The organism is Eubacterium sp. Marseille-QA0814 (assembly GCF_965119675.1).
Classification (GTDB): domain Bacteria; phylum Bacillota; class Clostridia; order Lachnospirales; family Lachnospiraceae; genus Eubacterium_G.
Genome location: NZ_CBCPMG010000001.1, coordinates 2220788 through 2245470, shown reverse-complemented (window position 1 = coordinate 2245470; position 24683 = coordinate 2220788). Strand labels below are relative to the sequence as shown.

The following is a 24683-nucleotide window of genomic DNA, read 5'->3' as shown; positions in this document are numbered from 1 at the left end:
AGTTACTTTTTGACTTCCTTTGTGATTTCAGTTGTCTTTAATTGTACCTGATAAGTGTTTTCTTCTCCGCTAAATGAATATACCTTTAAGGGCTGTTCTTCATTGCTTTCGGAGGAAGTGTTGGACCCTGCAAGCAAAACCGTACAAGCAAGCAACCATAGCACAACTGCCATTATCTTTTTCATAATATCACCATCCCATCAAATTCTAAATTGTAAGTTTCTTTACTATCATATCTTTAAAACTTGTTTTGCTTTCGCATTAACAAATTGGATAATTGGGCCTGAAATGATAACTGTAATAAGCGTGCATACACCAAACTTTCCACCAAACAAAACACCTGTAACAACAACCAAAATATCCAATGACATTCGGACAAATTTAATCTGCCAGTGATTTTTTTCTGCTAAAGCAAAAGTGACTGCCTCATAGGAGCCTCTACCAAGGGATGCCGACGCATATAATCCTGTTCCGACAGCAAACAAAACCACTCCTAACAACATAATTAAAAAATTGATCCACTTATAGGTACTGTAAATATGGCAGTTAGCAAACAAATCTACACAGGTACTGTATACAATCTGGTACAACACAGTTCCTATATGAATCTGACTTTTATCGTAAATGAGCGCAAACAAAATCATTCCCAATGCTACAACAAAAGATGCTGTGCCAATGCTTATGTGAAATGTTCTTGCAATCCCCTGCCACAGCACCGCAAGCGTAGCTCCGCCAAATCCAGCATACAGTGCAAGTGTAATTCCATAAGCCGCAATTATAGAACCTATTACAAGGATTGCCAATTTCTTTAGTGTTTTTTTATTGTTATTTTTCATTGACTTTTAATTCAAGTACATCCGGACGGGCATAATGTCCGATTGTATCATGCTCCATTTTGCAGGCGGCAGGCAAATTCATATCAAGTTCTGCGTAAATGATAGTTTCTTTATCCCAGACAGGTTTTGTCAAATAATGCCCATATGAATCAATAATGCAGCTTCCTCCTCTGCACACAAGTCCTGGAAGTTTAGATACGATATTATACTCCTGCAGATCAGAATGGTATGAACTGCGTCTGATAATCATATCAGTATTGATAAAGAAACATTTTCCTTCGATTGCAATATTCTGAACTTTCATGCTAATAATTCACTCCTCGTATAATTTTCTTTGGGTTTAAAGCATCTGAAATCTATATCACAGTATATCCGGCATTTAATAATACAGCTAATGATTTTTCAAAATCCCCATCTTTCACTAAAATATAATCTGTGTTGAATGTAGATACCGCACAAATTCCAATTGAGATTTCACCTGTTTAAAGAAATTTAATAACTGTTATATTTTGTTATTAAATTCTCCGCAAGCCATTGAAAACACTGGATTTGTCGCAGGTGAGCTTTCCCTTATTGTTTTCCTTGTGTTATATCGTCCCATCAGTGTTTACGAACTCTGATAAGGGAAAATACAAGGGCACAAGAGGTCCGGTGGACCTCTGCTCTGTGCCGACCGAAGCGGCAGCGGAGACCAAAAAAATTATATAAAACAGTATAACACAAAATAAAAGTAACATGGTGAACTGATTGTGCATTAAACACACTTGCCATTGATGAACCACTAGAATATGCGAGACTGTATCTTGATGGGAATTTACAGATGTGGGTAGATGCAGAAGATTCCTTTACATTATAGTAATGTTCAAAAAAAGCTCTCTGTGCAATGCACAGGAGCTTTCTATATGCAGACCTCTATTTATTTGTGCTGTCTGCATCAATTACAGACTGAATCTGCTTCATAAGGGCATCATAGTTGTCCTTGTTATCAATTCCGCCGAGCATTGGTTTGCCTACAATATTGCCATTTCTGTCAACAAGTATAGTTGTTGGAAAGGCCATGATTTCTGAGGCATATTTACCGGCAGCACTAGAGGAGTCAATTGACAGATTACGATATTTGACACCCTGGCTTTCAAGAACAGAGGCAGCCTCTTTGATAGCTGTTTTATTGCCATCGAAGGTCTCAGTGTTGATGCCAACAACTTCTCCGCCCATTGATTTGATAGCATCATTTAATTCGTTAAGCTTGGATAATTCAGCGACACATGGTTTGCAGCCGGTAAACCAGAAATTGACGACTGTTACTGCATTACCGGAAAACAGGCTGTCATCAACCTTATTGTCATCAAAATCCTCACCGGAAAAATCACTGAATACAGATGAGGCTTTAGAGCTGTCCTTCTTGTTATCGTCTGATGATGTATTTTTGTTTTCAAGCTCTGCTATCTGTTTCTCGATTTTTCGTATGGTTTCAATATCCTCATTAAGTGTTTTAAGCTCATCGTCTGTGAATGAATTCTTGTTTGATTCTACGGTACCGGCAAGATAATCAGCATAATTTCCGTTTGGATCTGCGTCACTTTTGTTCATCATGCCAAATGCCTTGTTCCACACATCAGCGTGATCTGCAAAAAGCTGATTTTCCTGCTGATATAAATCATCACGCCTGGAATCTGATTTGCCGGATGCTTCTGAGCCGGCTTCAGTCTGAGTGTTCTTAGAACCTGTTGTGGAAGACTGCTTTACACCACATGCTGTAAGTGATAATGCTATGCAGAGTAAAAAAATAGAAATAAATGATAATTTGTTTTTCATGAGTAATTTCTCCTTTAAAATAATAGTAAAATGTTTAATAGCTATCTGTTGTCATTTTTTTGACATGATTTTCCCATAAACCGGTAGCAGACGGCGTCCTTCGGACAGGCCTTTATGCAGGCACCGCAGCGTATGCACTCGGGGTGATCCGGTGTCTTACACACATCCACATCCATCTTACATGCTTTTGAGCATTGACCGCATCCGACACATTTGCTGCTATCAACGGTGATTTTGAGCAGGCTGACCTTATTAAATAATGAGTAGATTGCTCCAAGCGGACAAATCCATTTACAGAAGGGCCTGTAAAATAAAATACTTAGTACAATCACTGCAATTAAAATCATACACTTGAAAGAAAAAAGCTTTCCCAGCGCAGAACGGATAGCAGCATTTCCAATAGATAACGGTATAGCACCCTCTAAAACACCCTGAGGACAAATATATTTGCAAAAGAACGGGTCTCCCATTCCTATAGCGTTCGTTACAAGCATCGGAAGAAGTATAACGAAAACAATAAGAATGACATATTTTAGGTACCTAAGAGGCTTTAGTTTGGCTGTGGATAATTTCTTTCCGGGGATTTTATGAAGTAAATCCTGAAACCATCCAAATGGGCACAAAAAACCACATATAAATCTGCCGAGAGTTACACCGAGTAAAATAAAAAATCCGGTTATGTAGTATGAAAACTTAAATTTTGATGATCCCACAACTGCCTGAAATGCCCCTATTGGACAGGCTCCTGTCGCGGCAGGGCAGGAGTAGCAGTTTAATCCGGGTACGCATACTGTTTTTGCATTGCCCTGATATATTTTACCCTTAAATAAATTTGGAATATGAATATTGGTCAGCAGCGTTGCTGCGGCCTGTATCCAGCCACGTATTTTTGCCAGTTTTCTTGATAGTAATTTCTTTTTCTTATCCAATTCCGACACACTCCAGACATAGTTTTATTGCTTTACCAAGCACTGTAGCCGCCTCACCTCTGACTGCACCATAGCTTATCATGGATACACCAAGGATAAGCAGAATGATTTGACATGTTTTTTGGTATTTCAACATAATGTTGCTCCTTTTTGTTGTATTGTTGACCAGCTGACTTTGGTATTATACAATATAGGTTGTAAAATTATTGTTAAGAAGCAGGAGAACATTTTGAGATTATTAATTGTTGAGGATGAGAAACAAATATGTGATATGGTTGCAAAGAGTCTGTATGCTGCCGGTTATGAGGTGGATACCTGTTATGATGGGAAGGAGGCTCTTGAATGTATACTGTCGGAGAATTATGATCTGATAGTTTTGGATTTGAATCTGCCGGGGATGGATGGCATGGAGCTTCTTAAGGAGCTTAGAAAATACAATGATGAAACTAAGGTTTTGATATTATCTGCAAGAGGTCAGATTGCTGATAAGGTAGAGGGACTGGATGCAGGAGCAAATGATTACATGGAAAAACCATTCCATCTGCAGGAGCTTGAGGCACGTATCAGAAGCCTGACAAGAAGGAAATTTGTACAGAATGATATATGTCTTAAATACGGAGAAATAAAGTTTGATACGATTAAACGCGAGGCATATGCAAAGGAAGAGCCGGTTCCACTGACAAGAAAAGAGAATGGTATTTTGGAATATTTACTTATCAATATAGGCAGACCGGTGAGTCAGGAGGAGCTGATAGAGCATGTGTGGGATGCCACGGCAGACAGCTTTAGCGGAGCAATCAGGGTACATATGTCTTCACTTAGAAAAAAGCTTAAGGCGAAGCTGGGATATGATCCCATTCAGAACAAGGTAGGTGAAGGCTATAAAATACGGGAGGAGTCTGACAGATGAAAAGAATGTCACTACAGTGGAGACTTACGTGCATTACTACATTGTGTATTGCTATTATATGTGGCTGCCTGACTATGTTTGTCTATAAAAATGGTGTGCATTACATCGATTCTCTGCAGGATGCGGTAGAGTCACAGGGGAATGAAAAAGGAAACAAATCAGATGAAATATATATCAGCATACCGGACGATAAGTGGGATGAGTTTGCGGATGAATTTTCGGTTCAGGTGTACAATAATAAGGCCGACTATAAAAGAAACAGTCTTATAATCACGGTTTTGCTGGCGCTTTTGGGAGGTGCCGTCACTTATTTTATAAGCGGGCATGCACTCAGACCAATAAGGGAGTTTTCAGATAAAATTGAAGAGGTACAGGCTCAGAATCTGTCTGATTCAAGAATAGAGGAAAACAATGTTAAGGAACTGAACCAGATGGGTATTTCTTATAATAAGATGCTTGAGCGTCTGTCGGAAGCATTTGAGATACAGAGACAGTTTACTGCAAATGCAGCACATGAGCTGCGTACTCCATTAGCATTAATGCAGGTACAGCTTGATTTATATAATTCCGCCTCTCATCCGGGAAATGATGCAGACACTTTGCAGACCATAAAAATGGTTACAGAACAAAATGATAAATTAAACAGAATGGTAAAGACTCTTCTTGACATGAGTGAGCTTCAGACGGTGGGAAGGAATGATAAAATTATATTGGATGCTATTGTTGAAGAGGTTTTGGCAGACCTTGAGCCTCTTGCCGTGGAAAAGAATATAAAGCTGATTGGAAAATGTGAGAATGCCACTATTATAGGCAGTGATATCCTTATTTACAGGCTTGTATACAATCTGGTTGAGAATGCCATCAAATATAATCATCCACTGGGACAGGTTACAGTAACCGCATATCAGAGAAACAAGCATGTTTATCTGTCTGTAGAAGATACGGGAAGCGGAATACCGAATGAGCTTAGGGAGAGAGTGTTCGAGCCATTCTTCCGTGTGGATAAATCCAGAAGCCGGGAGCTGGGTGGCGTAGGGCTAGGTCTTGCTTTTGTCCGTGAAATCGTTAGAGTACATGATGGCAGTATTTGTATCAAATCAGGCAAGACTGGGGGAACGATTTTCGAGGTGACTTTTGCACAGCATTCAATGTAGCGTTCCATTTTACACATTTGTCAACGCTATTAAAACAGATTTGCTAAATGAGAAAAATAGAATAATTTGTTATTTGAGTGTGTGAAATAAAGTCTATAAATAGACATTCTATGATAAGTGATGGAGCTGTAAGTTCATGAAATGAGCTTGCAGCTCTTGTTTATATAACTAGCATATAAAAATACCCATGTCAAGGACGCCCATTTTTCAGTCACCCTGTCTAAAGCTTCAAGAGCTTTTTCTTCGTTAACTGCCTGATATATTGTTTTAAGATCTTTTGCAAAAACTTTTCTGTCCTTGTCAGATGGGAGTCACAGTACCGTAACAACGACGGCGACATTCCCGTAATCGGTTCAGGCAATTACGAATCTGAAGTACAAAGGGAAAACGCACGTCTTAAACGTGAACTCCGTGATACTCAGGACGCACTCGATGTGTAAAAAAAAGCCATAGGCATTATGGGAAAAGACTAACCGAAGCCATCTATACAGAGGTTGCTTTTTCACTTGTTGCCTTTCTTCGTGCCCACAGCAATTTTCCGGAAGCGGAGATTTCTCGGATGTGGAAAGAAACATTTTTCTTGATTTATCTTGTTTTTGTTGCTTTTCGGCTTCGAATTTCTTGCGGGGAGCCAATTTTTGCCACACAGTTTGTTATCTTCTTGCTTTTTTGTTGCTTTTAAGCAAAAATAACGGGCTTCATGATACTCCCCTGTCTATCTGACCGGGGCGTATCATAATGCCCGCTACTTTTCTAATATTATATATCTTTATTTAACTGTAACTTTCACTCGTTTGTACACACCATTCTGTGCATAAACATAAACTGAACACTTGCCTTTCTTCTTAGCTGTAATGACTCCCTTTTTGGATACAACAGCCACATTCTGATTATCTGATTCGAAGGCTGTCTTTCTATGTTTCTTTAATTTAACCTTCTTTGATTTAGCAATCTGTTTAACTTTTAACTTGAACTTCCTGCCCTGCTTTAAGTTAACCTTTGATTTGTTCACTTTAAGTTTCTTACAGTTACCTACTTTTCCACCCTTTGTTGCCACATGAATTAACTTGGATATTGCTACCACTTTGCCCTTTTCATTTAATGCAACAACCATGTACTTATAATAAGTACCTTTCTTTAGCTTCTTATTAGTAAATGTCTTGCTGTGAACAGTTGCAATCTTCTTATATGAAGTTCCACATTTTGCACCATATATAACATATGTCTTAGCAACCTGTATTTTCTTCCATGTAAGACTGATAGCCTTTTTCTTGCTCTTCTTAACCTTTACACAAAGTTTTCTGAAAGTAGATCCTGCTAAATCCTTATCATTCTTGCAGTTAAGTATTTTCCTGTTAACCTTACCTACATCGCTTCCTTCTCCAATTGCTTCTGTTGAAGTTTTACTCTGTGTTGTAGACGCCATTGTTGTCGGTGCCTCTGTCGTTGGGGCTACTGTAGTAGGTGCCTCTGTTGTTTGGGCTTCCGTTGTAGGTGCCACCGTTGTTGGTGCCTCTGTAGTAGGAGCTACCGTTGTTGGTCCCCCTGTCGTTGGGGCTACCGTTGTTGGTACCTCTGTCGTTGGCGCAACCGTTGTAGGTGCTGCTGTTGTTGGTGTTGTTGATTCCTTTGTTGTTGAGGCAGTCGTATCTTCAATCTTAATATTTTTAAAGTTAATATTTGTTCCTGCATCAACATTCTGTCCTAACTCAAACATTACTTTTATCTGGTTGTTTGTTACTGTGTATGTTCCTGTTAAAGTTCTTGTACCATTTGCCGGTATATCTGTATATACCTGTGGATCCTTTTTATTTGAAAGATCTTCTTTTATACCAATTGAACATGCTTTTGATGCAGTAACATCTACTGTTACTTTATATGTATGTCCGCTTGTTACGTTATCTGTATAACTTCCCTGTACTGACCATGCTTTTCCTTTGTTTGCCTTATCAACATAAATATTATAGTCTGCGTCTGATGCCCACTTATATGATCCTGAAGCCGTTCCACTCAAGTTTCCAAAGTAACATTCCCATTTACCTGATGGTGTCCACTGATTAACTGTTGCTTCTGTATATCCTGATGGAATATTATCCTTTTCCCCAACACGTTTTACATCAAAAGCAATATTGTCAACATTTGCCACATATTTATGTGAGCCATCATTCTTAAATACAATATATACATTATGAAGACCACTTATGGATTTTTCAAGCTGCTGACTTACAGTAGTGTATGTACTCCAATGATCTCCTGTAACCGGAAGATTAATAGTTGCTACAGGTTCTCCTACCTTGCTGTCTATATACACCTGTGCATATCCGCCTGCATCACTCTTTTGTCCCGAATAGTTAAAGCTTACCTGAGATGCCGAACCGTTAAAGTACACACTGTCATATCTTACCCATGTATTATTTTCCACTCCACCAATGTTTTTGCCATCATTAACTATATGGCCGGACTTTGCATCAAACTCTTCTGCTTCTACTTGGCTTGCATCATGTATTTTAATTGTCTTCTTCTCAATGTCCACAATTCTACCCAATGACTGATAAGCTTTTAGAATTTCATCATCTGATGCTTCTTCATTAGCATACACACTGCTTGCCTCTTTTAAATTATTTTCAAGACGTTTTGCAATAGGCAGATATTCACCTGTAGTGTCTATTGATTTTGCTACATCAATGGCATTTTTTAAATCACTCTTTAATATTCCGTTATTCTTATATCCCAGCATCTCAACTTCTGACAAATAAGCATCTGTTCCTGTAAGAACAACTTTATATCTTGAGTATTTGCCCACTTTGTCTGCACTTATTCCAAATGGTCTTGTATACTTGCCCCAAATATTAAAGAACAAGCTGCCACTGTCATGGTAGTCTCCCAGTAAAACCCAGTTATCATCTCCATTAGCGCCATACACCTTTGCCCTATCCGGTGTTCTTCCTGATTTTGATGATGTAAGAGTCAACATTCTTACAGCTTTTTTATCGGTAAACTTAAACATAAGTGTAGTTGTATTATCAACCTTTGTCTCTGTATCTGAATTATCATCAAATAAGTTATCCAATGTAGTCACTCCTGTACTTGAAGACTTATTGGCATCCTTTGAATAGTCCGTATATACTTGCGGCTTATTGTCATCTGTAGTTATGGATGTAAGGCTATCCTGTTCAAGTCCGCGCTCTTTATTAGGTGTTGAGGACATATTAAATTCAATTGTTCCACCTTTAATTAAATCCTTATATTTTATAAATGTTTTATCATACTTTTCTCCATTAACGTACATACTGTCTACATACACATTTTCCCTACTATTGTTATTTGCCTTAATTACCAGTTTTTTATTTCCTTCCAAATTAACAGTTACTTCTTTAAACTGTGGTGAACCGATAGCAAATTCATCATTTCCCATTGACAATGGATAAAAGCCGATGGAAGACAATATATACCATGCTGACATTTCACCATTATCTTCATCACCAATATAACCCTGCCCAAAGGTACTTCCTGCATAACATCTTGCAAGAATATCTCTTACATACTTCTGTGTCTCCCACGGACGGGATGAGTACAGATACATATATGGAATATGATGGGACGGCTGGTTGCTGTGTCCATACTGACCCAGTTTTACTTCTCTTGCTTCCCTCTGTTCATGAATACCACCAACACCATCCATGGCGCCATATCCAATATATCCTCCATCAGTTGTAAAGATTGTATCAAGCTTGTCTGCAAGCTGGTCGCGACCGCCATATAAGTTTGCAAGTCCAATTCCATCCTGTGGTACAGAAACTGCCATGTTAAATGCATTGGTTTCTGTATAATCTGCCCCCCACCAGAATGGATTAAATCCCGTATTATTGTCACTGTTTCCTAAATTCAAAGAACCGTCAGCTTTTCTTCCTCTCAACCATTTTGACGTGACATCCTGACCAGAATCGTCAAATAAGAGGGAATAGTTCTTTGCTCTGTTTAGATAGTAGTAATATTCAGACATATAGTTTGCTTTCTTTGTTGCATCGTTCGTCTGATTTGCCAATTTCTTTGCCATCTGAGCAATTCCGTAATCGTTAATATATCCTTCCATGGACCATGAGAAATTTTCATTTTCATCAGCAGGTACATATCCGATAAAGTTCGAAATATTTAATTTCTTTCTTCCTCCATTTGTAAGGTTATCGGATACAGTAGCTGCATTTCTCAATGCGGACTTGTATGCATTTTCATAATCAAATGATATGCCCTTCACCATTGCATCGGCAAAAATAGCATCACTGCTTGTTCCCACCATACTGTTGGTTCCACCTGGTGCAATCCATCTTGGAACCCATCCTTGATCTTTATAATGCTGTACCAAACCGTTTAACAACTCTGTTGCTTTGGACGGTGTAAACAGTCCATACCCTGACCATGCAGTACGATATGTATCCCAGAAACCATTATTAATATAAATCTTTCCCTCCACAGGATCTGCATTATCATCTTTGTAAGGGCTCTTGTATTTCCAAACCGGATTACTGTTTGACCCTGTATTTTCTGACATAAGATTTGGATAACAATACATACGATAAATACAAGAATAAAGTGTAACTAACTGTTCATAATTTGCGCCTTTAACATCTGTGATAATTCCAAGCTGATTATCCCATTTAGACTGTGCCTTGTTATAAACCGTTTCAAAACTGTCTCCCCCAATTTCAAGCTCCAAATTCTTCTTTGCCTGATCATAGCTGATGTATGATGTGGCAAGTTTCATTGTAACTCTATTGGAATTAAAGGATGCAATACTTTTCCTGTCATTTATTTTAGTTCCCTTAGGAGTCTCACTAAATTCTCCGTAAATGTACATACGCTTCGAACCATTCCCTGTATGGTCAGAATATGTTTTAAATGTATTTCCGCTATATTCGGTCCTACTTCCACCATTGGCACAATCAAAGATAACACTCTTGTTTGCCGTGTTATTATAAGTAAACCGTACCACTGCGCCATGAGATGTCGGTGTCAGCTCTATCTGTGAATTTGCTGCATCGCCTCCATTGCCATCAAAAGAAACTTTATAATAATGCGCTTTTGCTACCTCATTATCATGACTAAAGTTTGCTTTTAACGTTCCCAATCCATAATCGTCATTTGTATTATAATCTTTGCTGGTATTTACCATAAATTGCCAGGTTCCTCTATCACCAACCCATATAGACGGTTCATGGCTTATTCTCATACAACGAAATTCATCTGTTTTCTGATATTCATAAGCCGAATTACTGCTTGCGCTGGTTGCAGGAATCCAAAAGTTGAATCCGTTTGGCACTGTTACTGCCGGAATTGTCAACCCTCTGGAGAAGTTTCCTGTATTGTTCGTTCCTCTTAGAATATTTACATAATCTGATAAATGAGAATATACCGGATAATCCTGATTATATATTTCAATATCATCAAAATATGTCTGGAATTTTGCTAAAGCCCTCGCATTATGAGCTTTCATATCGTACACAACCAAAATCTTTTCAATGACTTTTCCCTTTGCCACATCACCAATTTTGCTGTAAATTTCATTCCACTGTTGTGCCACAAGTGTACGACTATCTCCCTGAGACTGTGCATCCACCTTATTTCCATTTTGATCAATTGCACCTAGCTCACTTAAATAAGTTCCATCCTTAAACTTTAAATCCACAGCCATATGCATCTGTGTATATTCATAGTCATATTCGTCTCCATTAGACATGGAAGGAAAAATTACATATCTTAAATTTGTATTATCACTTACTGTAAGATTCAAGTTGTCATAAATAACATTATAAGAATATGCATGACCAGTTCCTACATGAGTTCCCTTGCATACAAGAGAGTGGTTTCCTGTCCAACCCACATTGGATTTTTGATTCCATGCATCGCTCGGTCCGGAAGTAATATTACTATTCATTCTGCTAATAGAAGCACCAACTTCCTGACACTTGCCTGTTGCAAGAATAAACTCTGAAAATTGTGTCATGGAACCACCATTTTTATTTGCTGTAATCCGCAATCTATACTGCCTATATGCTTTGCTGTTATCCAATTCAAAATAATTTTGTTTATATCTGCCATTAAACACCTGATTTGCTTTATTGTCGATGGTTACCCAGCTTTCATTATCCGAATTTCTACCCTGAAGACTCCAATTCTTAGGGTCTCTTCCGGGAGCATCATTCGCAGAAGTTATCGCATAGGATTTTATAACCTGTTGACTCTTTAGTTTTACAATAACTTCCGACGGCTTTACCTCAGTTAAATATTTTGTTCTAGAGTTTCCGTCAAACAAATTTTTCAAAACTTCATTATCATTTTTCGCGGCACTTCCCGAGTAACTCTCGATTTCACCGGATAAATTTCCATTTATCTGATAGCTTAGTTCATTTGTTGTAATATTGGCTGTGCCCTTCTTATCATCTACTGTAGAAGTTTTAAATCCATCTGCTGATTCAAAGGATGTAGACCATAATTCTCTTTTTGTTGTATCTGCGTCTATCACTTTTCCATGCACAGTTTCGCTTTTCGTAACGAATCCCACAGGGAGAGCCATACATACTGCAAGTAGAATACTGATACCCTTTCTTAGTTTTCCTTTCTTTGTCATAATGTCCTCCTTTTCAACTACAACATAACTGTACCTAACATAAAAAATGCCATATCACTTATGCCATATAATAATTAAAATATATTTCATTATACCAAAAATGTTGTTTGCCGCATATACTTTCTAAAATTCAGATACCACTAATAAAAAACATTCTTCGCCTATTCAACTCCCCGCGCCCCTCAATCTTGAGGGGTGGGCTTTTCTTTTGCTTCATTTTTCTGCATAATAGACATATGAATATCTTACAAAGAATCTTTACCGACTATTATGAAGAAATTAAATATACTCTTCATCCCAGAGCTTCTGAGATAGAAAATATCGAAAAGATGATAAACTGTGGTGATCCTTCTTTGGGTGGTGCTATGTACGGCTACCCACACTGTGGAAATCTTAAGTCCGTTCCTTTTCGCTACCACAGCCGTTTCTGTCCCTCTTGCGGTAACAAGTATTCCATGGAACGTACTACATAACTGGTTAACGTTCAGCACAGACACTGCCTGATTTTCGAAGGTGGCTACAGCTATGACGGCGTGTTCGTTACCTTCCATTACAATCGTCACGAAGACGAAAAGTATGTCGAAGAAACTCTCCCTGCTATGGATTTCATAAAACGGTTAATCAGACACATCCCTGAAAAGCACTTTAAAATGATTCGATATGGTGGAATCTATGCCCGCCACCCGGCAGGCTGTTTTCAATTTACCAGAACGCCAACTACGGTCTTTCCTATAAAGAAAAAAAGGCTCCAATGTGACTAATTAATCACATTGGAGCCTTATTCTCCTATATTTGCCGAAATGGTATCATATTGGTATCACTTCGGTAATATTATATACAATTATGTGGTTCTAAGCCCTTTATTTAAAGGCTTTTTAAAAATTTGAATTCAAAAAAAATGTTATTCAAACTCGGCTTGTACCGAGTTCAACTTGAACATATTTGTTTAGGTTTCGTGTGCTTTTATCTGTTAATTCACCTATATTATATTATTTGTATTATCCTTCTGATTTCGTGTTGCCATAGTGTTGCCACGGAAGCATTATAACATAAGTCATATTTTATTTCATTAAGTTATTTTAATACCTACAAAAAATACGTTTCAAATTTAATGAACTATCATTCTTCATAATGACATTTTATACACAATACTTTATTTTTTAGTGCTAGTGCATAAAATAATCTAATTGCAAATCAATAATTTTCATTACACTATATATTATAATGTATATAGTACAATATATGACTATTTACGTCATATAAAAATACACTGTAATTATCATTATTTGACCCTGCTCTCAGGCTATAATAGTCTCCTTCATTTATATTATCTGTTTCAAAGTCATACTTATTGCTATCCTCCATACTTTCATAAGGGAACTTATCAAAATAACTCTTTATATCATCTATATTTTCTTTTGTTACAATAGAATAATAACTGTTCTCCTCAAATTTTTTATCCTCGCTTTCCTTATAGAAATATTTGCAATAATCTATATAATCTTGAAATCCATCACTGTAATATTCTTCACAGTTACTATACCCTTCAATAATCTCATTACTTTTGGAACTGCATGCACTCAGTAATATCATACACAATATAATACATAATATATTTCTCCTCATACATATCTCCCCTCCGCATTTTCTAACGTCTTGTATGCGGACTATGTTTTGTTATAATGTTTTTTTGCATCATTTTTAACCTCATTTATGTATATTAATGTGATTAACCGCTCAAGTGATATCCAATTGGTAGCCACCCAAGCTTTCTTTTGTTGTTATCTGTATCTATTTGTTAAGCACTTCGTACAATCCATTCTTTAGTACATCTGAAATTTTCAAAGAATGTTTTTTGGCATACATTGTAAGTCTTTGATGTTCTTCTTCTGTAAGCCTTACAGCAACAATTTTATCTTTGTTATTGTCTGATTTTGGTCTTCCCATCTTTGACATATGCATACCTCCTATGTTGTTATTATATTTTTTGTTTAACAAAAAGTCAAGTTTATATTATTTTTCGGTAGCGTAAATTTGCTGTCGGAAAATACATGATAGAGAATTTCTCATGTTTATAACGAAGTACCTGAACACTCCAATGATAATCCAACTGGACATTATTGTCAAAATATCTTTTTGACCTACTTGGCGATATTGTATCTGACTGCCTTAATAAACTTATTAGAGGCTACCTTTTCGCAGAATACAAGACATACATGACATGTCCAACTCTTGAAAAGCTAGCCTCTTTAATTACTTTTTAATTATTTAATTTTAAGTTTCTTCTTAAACAACTTAATGGCTTTCTTATTTCCTTTAAGTTTAGTCTTCTTAGACTTAATATTTTTCTTTGCTTTCTTGCTAAATGCATTCTTCTTTACAGTCTTAAGTTTGTCACCTTTGAATTTAATCTTCTTAATCTTGTTATCTCCTATAAATGCCTTAGAACTTATTGTCTTAACTGCTTTTCCAATTACTACTGTTTCAAGTTTTGAGCAGTTCTTAAATGCATTTTTTCCGATAACAGTTACCTTGTTACCTATTGTAAGCTTCTCAAGGGCCTTGCAGCCGGCAAACGCATTGTTACCAATTGTTGTTACATTTAATCTATATCCCTTACAATCTGCTCTGTCCGGAATTGTAACTTTCTTTATTTTATTCTTTTTAGCAGCTACTACACCAATAACCTTTGATTGTCCTACTGTTGCAGTATCAATTGATGTAATCTGATATATTAAATTTCCTGCCGTATATGTCATTCCAACGTATACGCCGTAGCTATTGGTATGGCTGCTGCCTGTTGCGGGGATCGTTGCGGTTTCAAGAACCTTCTTGCAGACGGTGCATTCCTTATGCTTAGCGCCTTCTGCGGTTTCGGTAGCTGCCGTGTCAATGATCCACTCGCTGGTGCTGTGAGCCGCTTTGTCATTTTTGTCGTGGCAACGATAACATTCATGCCAGTGGTTAGTATCATCAGACTTCCATTCTGTGCCTGCGGTATGTCCGGGAGCCGGAATCTTCACACTGGTTTTATCGGTAATTTCTACCGATCCTGTTGCATCTGCGAACCACTTGTCACAGCCATCGCAGGTGTAGTATGCGGAATTGCCCGCAGTAGTGCAGGTGGCAGCTTTCGCAGCAACCAAAGTCAGATTGTGAGTGTGCGGTACAGTTTTGTAATATCCGCAGGTGTCGCAAACATTGTCAGAACCGTAATCGTGAGCCGCTTCGTCCTTTTTGTCGTGGCAACGAGAACATTCATGCCAGTGGTTAGTATCATCAGACTTCCATTCTGTGCCTGCGGTATGTCCGGGAGCCGGAATCTTCACACTGGTTTTATCGGTAATTTCTACCGATCCTGTTGCATCTGCGAACCACTTGTCACAGCCATCGCAGGTGTAGTATGCGGAATTGCCCGCAGTAGTGCAGGTGGCAGCTTTCGCAGCAACCAAAGTCAGATTGTGAGTGTGCGGTACAGTTTTGTAATATCCGCAGGTGTCGCAAACATTGTCAGAACCGTAATCGTGAGCCGCTTCGTCCTTTTTGTCGTGGCAACGAGAACATTCATGCCAGTGGTTAGTATCATCAGACTTCCATTCTGTGCCTGCGGTATGTCCGGGAGCTGGAATCTTCACACTGGTTTTATCGGTAATTTCTACCGATCCTGTTGCATCTGCGAACCACTTGTCACAGCCATCGCAGGTGTAGTATGCGGAATTGCCCGCAGTAGTGCAGGTGGCAGCTTTCGCAGCAACCAAAGTCAGATTGTGAGTGTGTTCTTCGTTTTTATTTTTGTAATAATATGTAACAACCGTTCCGTCCGAAACAATAGGCTTATTCAAGCCGTCAACCTTTATAAATTCATAATCATAAAGTGTTTTTGCCGGTGTTAAATCAAGCTTTGTGCCGTATGGCACGGTAAATGTTCCGCCGGCAGTGTTTGGAATTTCAGAGCCGTCCTCAAATTTATACTGAATTGAAACGGTTGTGTAGCGCTGTGTTTCCGTATTGTCGTCTGCAAGCACATTTCCGTTTTCATCGAGCACCTGAAATGCCACGGTATCGCCGCTCTTAAGCTGTGCATCAGACGGAATTTGATAAATAAGCGAGCAACTCTTTAAGCCTGAATTAAAGTCGCTTTTGATGTGATCCAAAGCACCGAGCGGCCAGAAATTTGCCTTATCATTCCAAACAGGAATGTCAAAGGTTTGTACTGTTTGAAGCGGATTCCCCGATGAATCGGTCGCAACGCTTCCGTCGGAGTGCTTAATCCACATTTTGAATTTTAATTGTCGTGCATTTTTATCTGAAATGTTTTGAATAACAGTTCTAAGCTCGATTTTTTTACCGTTCATATTAGTATTAAATCTGCTTTTGCTGTTGCCGCTCAAAAGTCGGTCATTGCGATTATATGTGTAATTATAATATGAACTTGTTTCAAGGCCGGTAAAATCAGACGCCTTTGAATAAGCGCCCGTATATTCCTTAACCTCGGGAGTTGCAACATAAAGGTCTACATCCTTAACAAGCTGAGACATTCGCTTGAAGCCCTGCAAACGGCAAACCTCACAGAATTGATAGTTTGTGTCTCTCATTATGCACTCATAACTTGAAACAAGCATTTTTGAGCCGTAAGCATTGCGGCAGGTATATGTGTTTCTAAAACCTAAAAGCTGTCGCCATTTTATCTTTTCCGGGTCTTCAACCGAGGAAAGATTGAGTGATTTAAGTTCCTTATCGTCAAGCAAATATCCGTTACTGTATTCATCACCGAGACCGAGCAAACCGTGTCCAAACTCGTGTGCAAAAGTTTTTGACGCACGATAACTGTCTGATGGCGAAATGAAATAATGGAAGCCGTATTCACGGTTATTATAAGCACCGCCGAAATCTGATTTTGTGTTTACAACCATAGCGAACTGAGCAATATAATCGTGAACATAATAATAAGGCTCATATTCCGAACCGGACGGAATTGTGTTTGGATCACACTTTTTTTTGATATGAGCATCGTGAATTTTCTCGATAAATTCAGGACCGATACATCTCTCAAAAATATGATTTTTCCACTGACTTCCGTGGAGATTATTAGAAATAACAGGCGAATTATATTTGTCGACTATAACATCAAAGAAGGTGCTTCCACCATTGTCAAAAGTCGATTCGGAAGCTGTGCAAAGAGCGTAAACATTGAATCTGTCGGCATAACTGCGATACGGTTCATATTTCATAGCGTCCTGCCAAAGTCGTTTGACATCATTGATGAATTTGCCCTGCTGACTTTTTGTGTATCCCTCGCCGCAAACGACAACAACCATATTTTCCGTGTCGCTGCGTGTTTTTTGGATGGTATAAACAGGGATGGTAGGATTAGAATATTTTCCGTCATTTGAATACCACGGGCCGAGGGTGAGCTGAATGCTTTGCTCGGTGCTGACATTCCAATCGGGATTTGCGTCCTCGGCAGGTTCCGAAATTGTATAATCATCCTCTTGCTTATTTGGAGCAGAGCCGATATAAGGACTGCTTTGTGAGCCGCTGCCGGAAGTTGTAACAAAATATTCGGAATCGAGATAAAATGCAGGTCTTACGCCCAAATCGGAATACCACGGAGCATAACGACCGACCTGACCCGATGAACTGATATAACGCATATCGTGATTGCAATCGGTAACAGGAGTGCGAAGCCAATAAGGCCAAGCCATACCGTCATTATTATACGCAACATAATAACCTTTGAGATTTTTCCACACGGCATTAGCCTGCTTTACATCAAGAAGAAAAACCTTTTCGGTTGTAGTTTCAAAATATGAACTGTCGTAGTTTGCCACCGCTTCCGAAATATCGGTGTAGTATAACAAATCCGAATTTGCGTCTCCATCAACTATGCCCTTGTTGTATTCGGGATGAGAAACGAGAGAACGCTGGGTAACGGTTTTCATTGCCGCAATTTCTGATTTTGAAAAAGCGTTGAGAAAACCCGCTTTTTCGTTGTACGCTCCCACACCGCTTACATATCCGTCTTTCGGAGGGTTGCCACAAAGCCAATCGACTTTGCCTTCAGCTGCGGTCGAATTTAACCAAGAACGCATATTGCTGTCTTTCCAATAGTTAGAACCGTAATCATCACGCTTATAGCTTCTGCTGTGTGATTTTGAATTGCTGTTGTCATTTGTTTTGGCATCATATGCAAGGGTGTCAACAATTTTGTCTGCAAGCATAAGCGGTCCATTATTGTCAATGCTTACACATCGCCAAAGAATTGAGGCATTGTTATACGCGCCCATTTTAACATAGTCGCCAACTTTAATATCGGGCTTTGATGCCGCCTGAATGGTCATCGGCAAAACGGGAATTGCCATGCACAATGCCAAGAATATTGCGGTTATTTTTTTCGTCATTAAGGACCCTCCTTTATAAGCTATATATTTGCTTTTATTATATTGTAAGGTGTTATATGGGTCAATTAAAATCCAATTAAATTTTTGTTAATTTTACAGCCGACACATTTAATATTACACGAAGAAGAAAATCTTATTAAATATGCAAAAAGACTTCTGCCCAAAACAGGGCAAAAGCCTTAAAAATTATGCGATTTTTAGGTTTAGTTGCAAGCCAAGGGGGACTATTTCATCTGCCCGAAAACACGTTTTTGAAAAAAGTGTTGCAAAAGCGGTTGAACACAAAGATTTTCATATCCGATAAGCCTGAATTTTGCGGCGCAATCGGTGCGGGATTGTTTGCCGTTGACAGCGACAGATTGTTGGAAAGGCTCGAATGTAACGCCTTGAACATAAACCCGAAAAATCTTGTGATTTTAATCGGAACGAATGACATCGGCATAGGAGTTCCGACCGAGTACACCTTGAAAAATATAAAAGAAATTTTGCAAAGAACGCAGACACTTTGCTCGAATACCGCCGTAAAAAGCAGTATTCGGGCATAAAAAAGCCTCGGAACACGAATGTTCCGAGGTGATGGCAGATTATATCAACTGTCAAGTCTTTAAAGGTGGAGATTTGTCCATATGGTATCAGATGAAAATCATTCGTGTTTTGCGGCGAATTCTTTTAATAATTTCATTGCAATGACATCATGCTTTTTCGAAAACATATGCCCTCCGCCATCTATAAAATGAAGTTGCACCCGTTTGGAATCTTGCATTCCGATCGGTATCGTACTTTTATATGCTTCTGCCGCACGTTTGGCATAAGAAACATCTACGATTTTATCCTTTGTACCATGCACGATGCACACCCTGCCGGCGTAGTTCTTAATTTCTGCAAAGGCATCCATTTGCATGACATCCATTGCATAGCAACACCCCAATTTCATCAGTCCGCAGCGGAAAGTATCGGGAACATTTTGCGGATAAAATTTTGCCATCATCATTTTTCCGGTTCTGGCGTCATCCGGGATACACAATGCCGGATAAAACAGGACAAGTTTTTCTATCGGAAAGTTGTTCTTTGCTGCCACCAAAGCAGACACAAAACCGCCCTGACTGCATCCCATCAATAAAATTTTTTCAGAATCTGTATAGGAAAGATTTCTAACATATTCAATGACCGCTTTCAGATCTTTGGTTTCTGTCAGAACAGACATCTCTGTGGTTTTTCCGTCACTTTTTCCACTTTTGTGTAAATGTTTTAGTCAATAGCTATTTTGCTTGTAATAATCATAAGCACGGGAAACACAAAGGAGCATTCTTTCATGATCGACATATTGTTCTTTGGTTTACTGTTAACTCACACTGTCATAGTATAATAATGCCATTACTTTGTCAATAACTGAAATCATACCTTGTGCTTGAAGTTCTTCAGCCTTTTTAACAACGGCTTCTTTGGTAGGGTAGGGGAAAGAATATCATCAAAGCATTTAAGTACGATCATCGGCAAAATGACTTTCTCTGATAAGTCTGCTGAATAATATTCAGCCATACCTTCAAGTACGTATTCAAGAATTATGCCTTTTGAGCCTTCGCTAATGTTTTCGTTAGCGGATATAACCTTAACTCCGTTTTTTCTATTGTCCATTTTTTACAGACTTGTTCAAAATCGAATTCCATCCTTTTTGTATGTCTTATCACTTTTAGGCTTGTATGAGAATTTTAAGAAATGTTTTTTAAAATCTTTGATTTCTTAACAGTGCTTACGGTTGCCTGAATTATCGGACCGGAGAGCAAAACGGTGGCAATTGTGCAAATTCCGAATTTACCGCCGAGCAAAACGCCGATAATTACCATTATAATATCAAGAACCATTCGTACGATTTTGATTTTCCACCCGTTTTTTTCGGCAAGCGAAAATGTGACTGCTTCATATGAGCCCCTGCCGAAATCAGCGGCGGAGTAAATCCCCGTTCCGAACGAAAATATAGCAATGCCAAGCAGCATTATAACAAAATTAACCGCTTTAATATCTGTATAATGCTGAATTTTTGTGAATACATCTACGAAAAAACTGTAAATGATTTGGTAAAGAATTGTGCCGATATTGATTTGTTTTCTGTCATAGAAAAGGGCAAAAATTATCATTGCCACAGCCACAATAAGCGACGATGTGCCGATTGACATACCTGTCACATTCGTCAGCCCTTGCCACAATATCGCAAGTGTTGCGCCGCCGAAACCTGCGCCTATTGCAAGCGTAATTCCGTATGCGGATATTATTGATCCGATAACGATCATCAGCGTTTTTGTTGCATATTTTTTGAATTTCATATTATCACCTAAAAAAATAAGACTGTAAACTCTGCTGTTGTGTTCAGAAACAGCAAAATTTATAGTCTTCATCAGCCGAGACAGCTTTATTTTTTTGATTGTACACCCGAGCTTTTATAAAGTCAACGGTTATAAATATGATTTTCTGTATTCGCTCGGAGTTTTGCTCATTTCAATTCGTGTTACGATTTTGATTTGAGCGATGTCTCTCAAAAGTCTCAGTCATAAATGCCCCCAATCGCACTAAAATGACTTTGAACACTATTCTCTGACGAAGGCGAAGGTGCTTTGTCAAATGTTCTGAGTATTTCTTCAATTTCTTTTTCTTGTTCGTCCATTTGATTTCTCCTTGTTCGATTTCTTTTCGTAAGGAAAAGGCGGCAGCGGAAGCTCCGCTACCGCCATCCTTAAATGGTTAGCTATCTGTTATTTCTTTGTTGTAACAGTCTTAGTTTTTGACCAGCCTGAATAAATCCTTATGGATTTGCCGTTAATCTTAACTGTCTTATAGGTGCAAACTCTTACATAATATTTTTTCTTTGCCTTAAGCTTTTTAACGGTAGTCTTTGTAGTCTTCTGCTTCTTGAATGTTACGGTTTTCTTGTTCTTCTTGAATTTCTTATTGGTTGCGACTTGAACTTGATAGCCTGTTGTCTGTGTAGCCTGCTTCTTCCACTTTACTGTAAACTTCTTTGAACCTGCTTTAAGTGAGGAAATACTTGTTGCCTTTGGCTTGATTGTGAAATAAAGCGTCTTTGTTCCGCTGTATTTACCCTTAAAGGTAATCTTTACTGCGTACTTGCCAACATACTTTCTGCCTTTTGCATAAGACACAGTATAGTCAGTATTCTTAACAAGTGTCTTTCCTGTTCTGTCCTTAACAATAACCTTAGGTGTTCTAACCTTTCCGTTATATGTTAATGATGTTGCTTTAAGCTTTATGCTTGATGCCTTTGGAATTACTGTCGTTGAAAGAGTTTTCTTACATACCGAACAGTAATTTACTATCTTGCCGTTTGCTGTTGGGGTTGCCTTTGTTACGGTTTGCTTTGTGGTGTGGGCAATCTTAGCAATATTGCCCCAAGATGCAAGGTCGGTTATTTCCTTTGTACCGAGTACATCTTCATAGAACTTGCCACAACCTTCGCACTTGTAGTATGCTTCCTTACCGCCCTCTGTGCAGGTGGCAGCTTTCGCAGCAACCAAAGTCAGATTGTGAGTGTGCGGTACAGTTTTGTAATATCCGCAGGTGTCGCAAACATTGTCAGAACCGTAATCGTGAGCCGCTTCGTCCTTTTTGTCGTAGCAACGAGAACATTCGTGCCAGTGGTTTGTAGAATCGTATTTCCAATCAGAACCATATGCATGACCGAGAGCAGTATTCATCGCTACGAAGGTATCTGTTGTGCTGATTGCACCGCAGGAGCAGCTCTTGAAATATACTGCGTTGCTTGTGCAGTCAGCAGGGGTTTTAAGTGCTTCTGGTTTTACAGTTTCCTGATTATAGGTGTGCGTATGTGGAGCGTTCTTGTAGGTCGCTTTCACACTTACTGCACTTGCAGGCATAGTAAATGTTGTGGTTGCGCTATTTGCGTCTGCAAGGGTAATGCCGCCGCTTACAACTTCCCACTTATCAAATACCTTGCCGGACGGAGCTGCACCTGCGGTCAGAGTAACGGTTGTACCCATTGTTGCCTTGGTGATCGGAGTGCCTGCACCAACGGATGCAGTACCGCCTGTCACGGTTACATTGTACTCAACAGCTTCCCAAACTGCGGTTACGGTAGTGTTAGCAGTAACGGTAATCTTATCGCCAACCACCTTTTCAACACCGCCAACGCTCCAAGCCTTGAACTGCTTACCAGCAGGAGCAGTGAAGCCGTTTGCAGGAAGCGTGTATTCGCCGGAAATACCAGTCACATCTGCCATTGTGCCTGTACCGCCGTTAGCCGCAAAGGATACGGTATATGTTACAACAGGGATGTTCTCCCAAATTGCATATACAGTTCTATTTTCAGTCATATCTACTTTAGTAACGATTGCTCCATCAGTAGTTAATGACCATCCTTTGAATTGTTTTCCACTTGGTGCTGTAAACTCATTTGCTGGTAATGTGTATTCTCCAGTTAAATCAGTAACAGGAGTCATTGTTCCACTTCCACCATTAGCATCAAATGTTAGTGTATATTTATTTTCTGTCCATTTTGCATAAAGAGTCATATTATCAGTAATCGGTGTGTCGAAATTAAATTTCGTACTGAATGTTGAATCTTCATACCATCCATCAAAAGTAAATCCTTCTCTTGTTGGAGCTGGGGTTGGTTCTGTTAATTTCTCTCCAACATTCACATTTTGTGATTCAACTGATGTTCCATCATTTGAATTAAATGTTATAGTATAAACAACTGGTGTCCCAATTGCTTTTCCTAAATCAACAGTAACATAAGCACCCCAAGAGTAATCTTCTATTTTCACAGTTGAGGTAACTTCTCCTTCATTGTAAAAAACCTTTAAATTTGAATAATCAAGTTGATATCCATCACTAGGTTTTACACTGAAAGTATATCCATAATCTGTTTTGCCATCATTTACTGCAGTTGGTGTTTCTGAACCAAATCCACTCCATAATCCAGTTTGCATTTTATATTTCCAGTGACTATTTGTATTATCAATAGTAATATTATCAGTAGTAGTTCTAGGATTAAATGATGGTAGTGTTCCTACTGGAACAGTTCCATATTGAAAATCTCCAGCAAGTCTAATCTCATTGATAGAATTTGCAGCTTCCCAGTTTGCATAAAGAGTCATATCAGATGTAATTGGTGTGTTGAAATCAAATTCCTTATTGAATGTTGAATCTTCATACCAACCTTTAAAAAGATATTTATCTTTTGTTGGTGTTGATGGTGCTTTAATTTTCACTCCACTTACAACTTCTTTTGGTGCAATTTCTGTTCCACCATTTGAATTGAATGTTACAGTATGAGTAGCAGGATTTTCTCCTGTTGCTTGTCCCAAATCAACATAAACATAAGCACCCCAAGTCCACCTTGCTACTTCTACGGTTGAGGTAACATCTTCACCATTATAGATAACTTTTAAATCTGAAGCAAGTTGATATCCACTATTTGTTTTTACTTGAAATCTATATCCATAATCTGTTTTGCCATCATTATATGCAACTGGTGTTTCTAAACCAAATCCACTCCATCCTCCACTTTGCATTTTATACTCCCAGCTACTATTTGTTCTATTAATAGTAATACTATCAGTAGTAGTTCCTGGATTAAATGCGGGTAATATTCCTGCTGGAACATTTCCATACTGATAATCACCTGTCAATTTAATTTCGGTAATATCAGTTGTTTCTGCATTTACATTAGTTGGTCCAATGGCGAAAACTGATACTAATGTAAATAATATCGTAAATAATATCGTAGTTAATTTTTTAACTACATTTTTAGATTTGCTCATCAAATCTTCCTCCTTTCATAAGTAATTCCTCCTTGTTTCTTTTCGGCATTTCGCCAGGTGATCTGAGCATGTGAGTTGATTTATCGGCTCTTCCACACGGCAAAGAGAGCGTCCGCCATTGCCCATCCGTTCGGAGAACGAAGAAGCGTCAAATACATTCATATCATTCCATCACCATCTTCTAAAAGCATAACTTTAATCTTACAATATCTATTGTA

The 24683-nt window shown here is 38.5% G+C and carries 15 protein-coding genes and 4 pseudogenes; 5 read left to right on the top strand and 14 right to left on the bottom strand.

Features of this window, described 5'->3' with window-relative positions:
- Nucleotides 1-2: 2 nt before the first annotated feature.
- From ACQY63_RS10400 to ACQY63_RS10390, 3 genes are read right to left on the bottom strand one after another with little or no spacing between them, the layout of a single operon-like run.
- Nucleotides 3-185 carry a hypothetical protein gene (locus ACQY63_RS10400; protein ID WP_428245186.1) on the bottom strand — a complete coding sequence of 61 codons (183 nt, stop codon included), beginning with the start codon at nt 183-185 and terminating at the stop codon, nt 3-5.
- Nucleotides 186-230: 45 nt separating this feature from the next.
- Nucleotides 231-836, bottom strand: a complete 606-nt coding sequence (locus ACQY63_RS10395) for a YczE/YyaS/YitT family protein (RefSeq protein WP_428245185.1) — start codon at nt 834-836, stop codon at nt 231-233.
- Nucleotides 826-1140, bottom strand: a complete 315-nt coding sequence (locus ACQY63_RS10390; protein ID WP_370750383.1) for a nitrilase-related carbon-nitrogen hydrolase — start codon at nt 1138-1140, stop codon at nt 826-828. Before ACQY63_RS10390 ends, ACQY63_RS10395 begins: the two co-directional genes overlap by 11 nt.
- Before the next feature lie 438 nt (nt 1141-1578).
- Between ACQY63_RS10390 and ACQY63_RS10385 the strand changes: the two are divergent.
- Nucleotides 1579-1692, top strand: a pseudogene (locus ACQY63_RS10385) (DUF6061 family protein); the annotation flags it as partial.
- Between the two features lie 56 nt (nt 1693-1748).
- On the opposite strand, the gene ACQY63_RS10380 reads toward ACQY63_RS10385, so the two are convergent.
- From ACQY63_RS10380 to ACQY63_RS10370, 3 genes are read right to left on the bottom strand one after another with little or no spacing between them, the layout of a single operon-like run.
- Nucleotides 1749-2651: a TlpA family protein disulfide reductase gene (locus ACQY63_RS10380; protein ID WP_428245184.1), complete on the bottom strand. Its 903-nt coding sequence runs from the start codon at nt 2649-2651 to the stop codon at nt 1749-1751.
- A 41-nt stretch (nt 2652-2692) separates the two neighbouring features.
- The gene (locus ACQY63_RS10375; RefSeq protein ID WP_428245183.1) at nt 2693-3580 is read right to left on the bottom strand and encodes a 4Fe-4S binding protein; all 888 of its coding nucleotides are present in this window, start codon (nt 3578-3580) and stop codon (nt 2693-2695) included.
- Nucleotides 3573-3716, bottom strand: a complete 144-nt coding sequence (locus tag ACQY63_RS10370; RefSeq protein WP_009263530.1) for a CD1871A family CXXC motif-containing protein — start codon at nt 3714-3716, stop codon at nt 3573-3575. The genes ACQY63_RS10375 and ACQY63_RS10370 overlap by 8 nt, the downstream gene beginning before the upstream one ends.
- A gap of 93 nt (nt 3717-3809) precedes the next feature.
- Between ACQY63_RS10370 and ACQY63_RS10365 the strand changes: the two genes are divergently transcribed.
- Together ACQY63_RS10365 and ACQY63_RS10360 are read left to right on the top strand one after the other, a co-directional pair.
- The gene (locus ACQY63_RS10365; protein WP_428245182.1) at nt 3810-4490 is read left to right on the top strand and encodes a response regulator transcription factor; all 681 of its coding nucleotides are present in this window, start codon (nt 3810-3812) and stop codon (nt 4488-4490) included.
- Nucleotides 4487-5644 (top strand): sensor histidine kinase, encoded by a 1158-nt coding sequence (locus ACQY63_RS10360; RefSeq protein WP_428245181.1) that lies wholly within the window; start codon nt 4487-4489, stop codon nt 5642-5644. The genes ACQY63_RS10365 and ACQY63_RS10360 overlap by 4 nt, the downstream gene beginning before the upstream one ends.
- Before the next feature lie 769 nt (nt 5645-6413).
- On the opposite strand, the gene ACQY63_RS10355 is transcribed toward ACQY63_RS10360, so the two are convergent.
- On the bottom strand, nt 6414-12269 hold the full coding sequence (locus tag ACQY63_RS10355) for a GH92 family glycosyl hydrolase (protein WP_428245180.1): 5856 nt from the start codon (nt 12267-12269) through the stop codon (nt 6414-6416).
- Between the two features lie 236 nt (nt 12270-12505).
- On the opposite strand from ACQY63_RS10355, the pseudogene ACQY63_RS10350 reads away from it, so the two are divergent.
- Nucleotides 12506-12952: pseudogene (locus ACQY63_RS10350) on the top strand (transposase zinc-binding domain-containing protein); the annotation flags it as partial.
- A gap of 529 nt (nt 12953-13481) precedes the next feature.
- Here ACQY63_RS10350 and ACQY63_RS10345 read toward each other — a convergent pair.
- From ACQY63_RS10345 to ACQY63_RS10335, 3 genes are all read right to left on the bottom strand, one after another.
- A complete protein-coding gene (locus tag ACQY63_RS10345; RefSeq protein WP_040447230.1) occupies nt 13482-13895 on the bottom strand; it encodes a hypothetical protein in 414 nt (137 codons plus the stop codon).
- Between the two features lie 165 nt (nt 13896-14060).
- Nucleotides 14061-14225, bottom strand: coding sequence for a CopG family transcriptional regulator (locus tag ACQY63_RS10340; RefSeq protein WP_302690431.1), 165 nt, complete (start codon nt 14223-14225; stop codon nt 14061-14063).
- Nucleotides 14226-14533: 308 nt separating this feature from the next.
- A complete protein-coding gene (locus ACQY63_RS10335; RefSeq protein WP_428245179.1) occupies nt 14534-18670 on the bottom strand; it encodes a M64 family metallopeptidase in 4137 nt (1378 codons plus the stop codon).
- 188 nt (nt 18671-18858) lie between these two features.
- Between ACQY63_RS10335 and ACQY63_RS10330 the strand changes: the two genes are divergently transcribed.
- Complete coding sequence (locus ACQY63_RS10330; protein WP_008789346.1) at nt 18859-19215, top strand: GDSL-type esterase/lipase family protein; 357 nt, start codon at nt 18859-18861, stop codon at nt 19213-19215.
- A 98-nt stretch (nt 19216-19313) separates the two neighbouring features.
- Here the strand turns inward: ACQY63_RS10330 and ACQY63_RS10325 are convergent.
- From ACQY63_RS10325 to ACQY63_RS10310, 4 genes and pseudogenes are all read right to left on the bottom strand, one after another.
- Nucleotides 19314-19889 (bottom strand): annotated as a pseudogene (locus ACQY63_RS10325) (alpha/beta hydrolase family protein); the annotation flags it as partial.
- Nucleotides 19890-20158: 269 nt separating this feature from the next.
- Nucleotides 20159-20308 (bottom strand): annotated as a pseudogene (locus tag ACQY63_RS10320) (recombinase family protein); the annotation flags it as partial.
- A gap of 71 nt (nt 20309-20379) precedes the next feature.
- Nucleotides 20380-20991, bottom strand: a complete 612-nt coding sequence (locus ACQY63_RS10315; protein WP_008789344.1) for a YczE/YyaS/YitT family protein — start codon at nt 20989-20991, stop codon at nt 20380-20382.
- A 426-nt stretch (nt 20992-21417) separates the two neighbouring features.
- On the bottom strand, nt 21418-24465 hold the full coding sequence (locus ACQY63_RS10310) for an InlB B-repeat-containing protein (RefSeq protein ID WP_428245178.1): 3048 nt from the start codon (nt 24463-24465) through the stop codon (nt 21418-21420).
- Between the last annotated feature and the right edge of the window lie 218 nt (nt 24466-24683).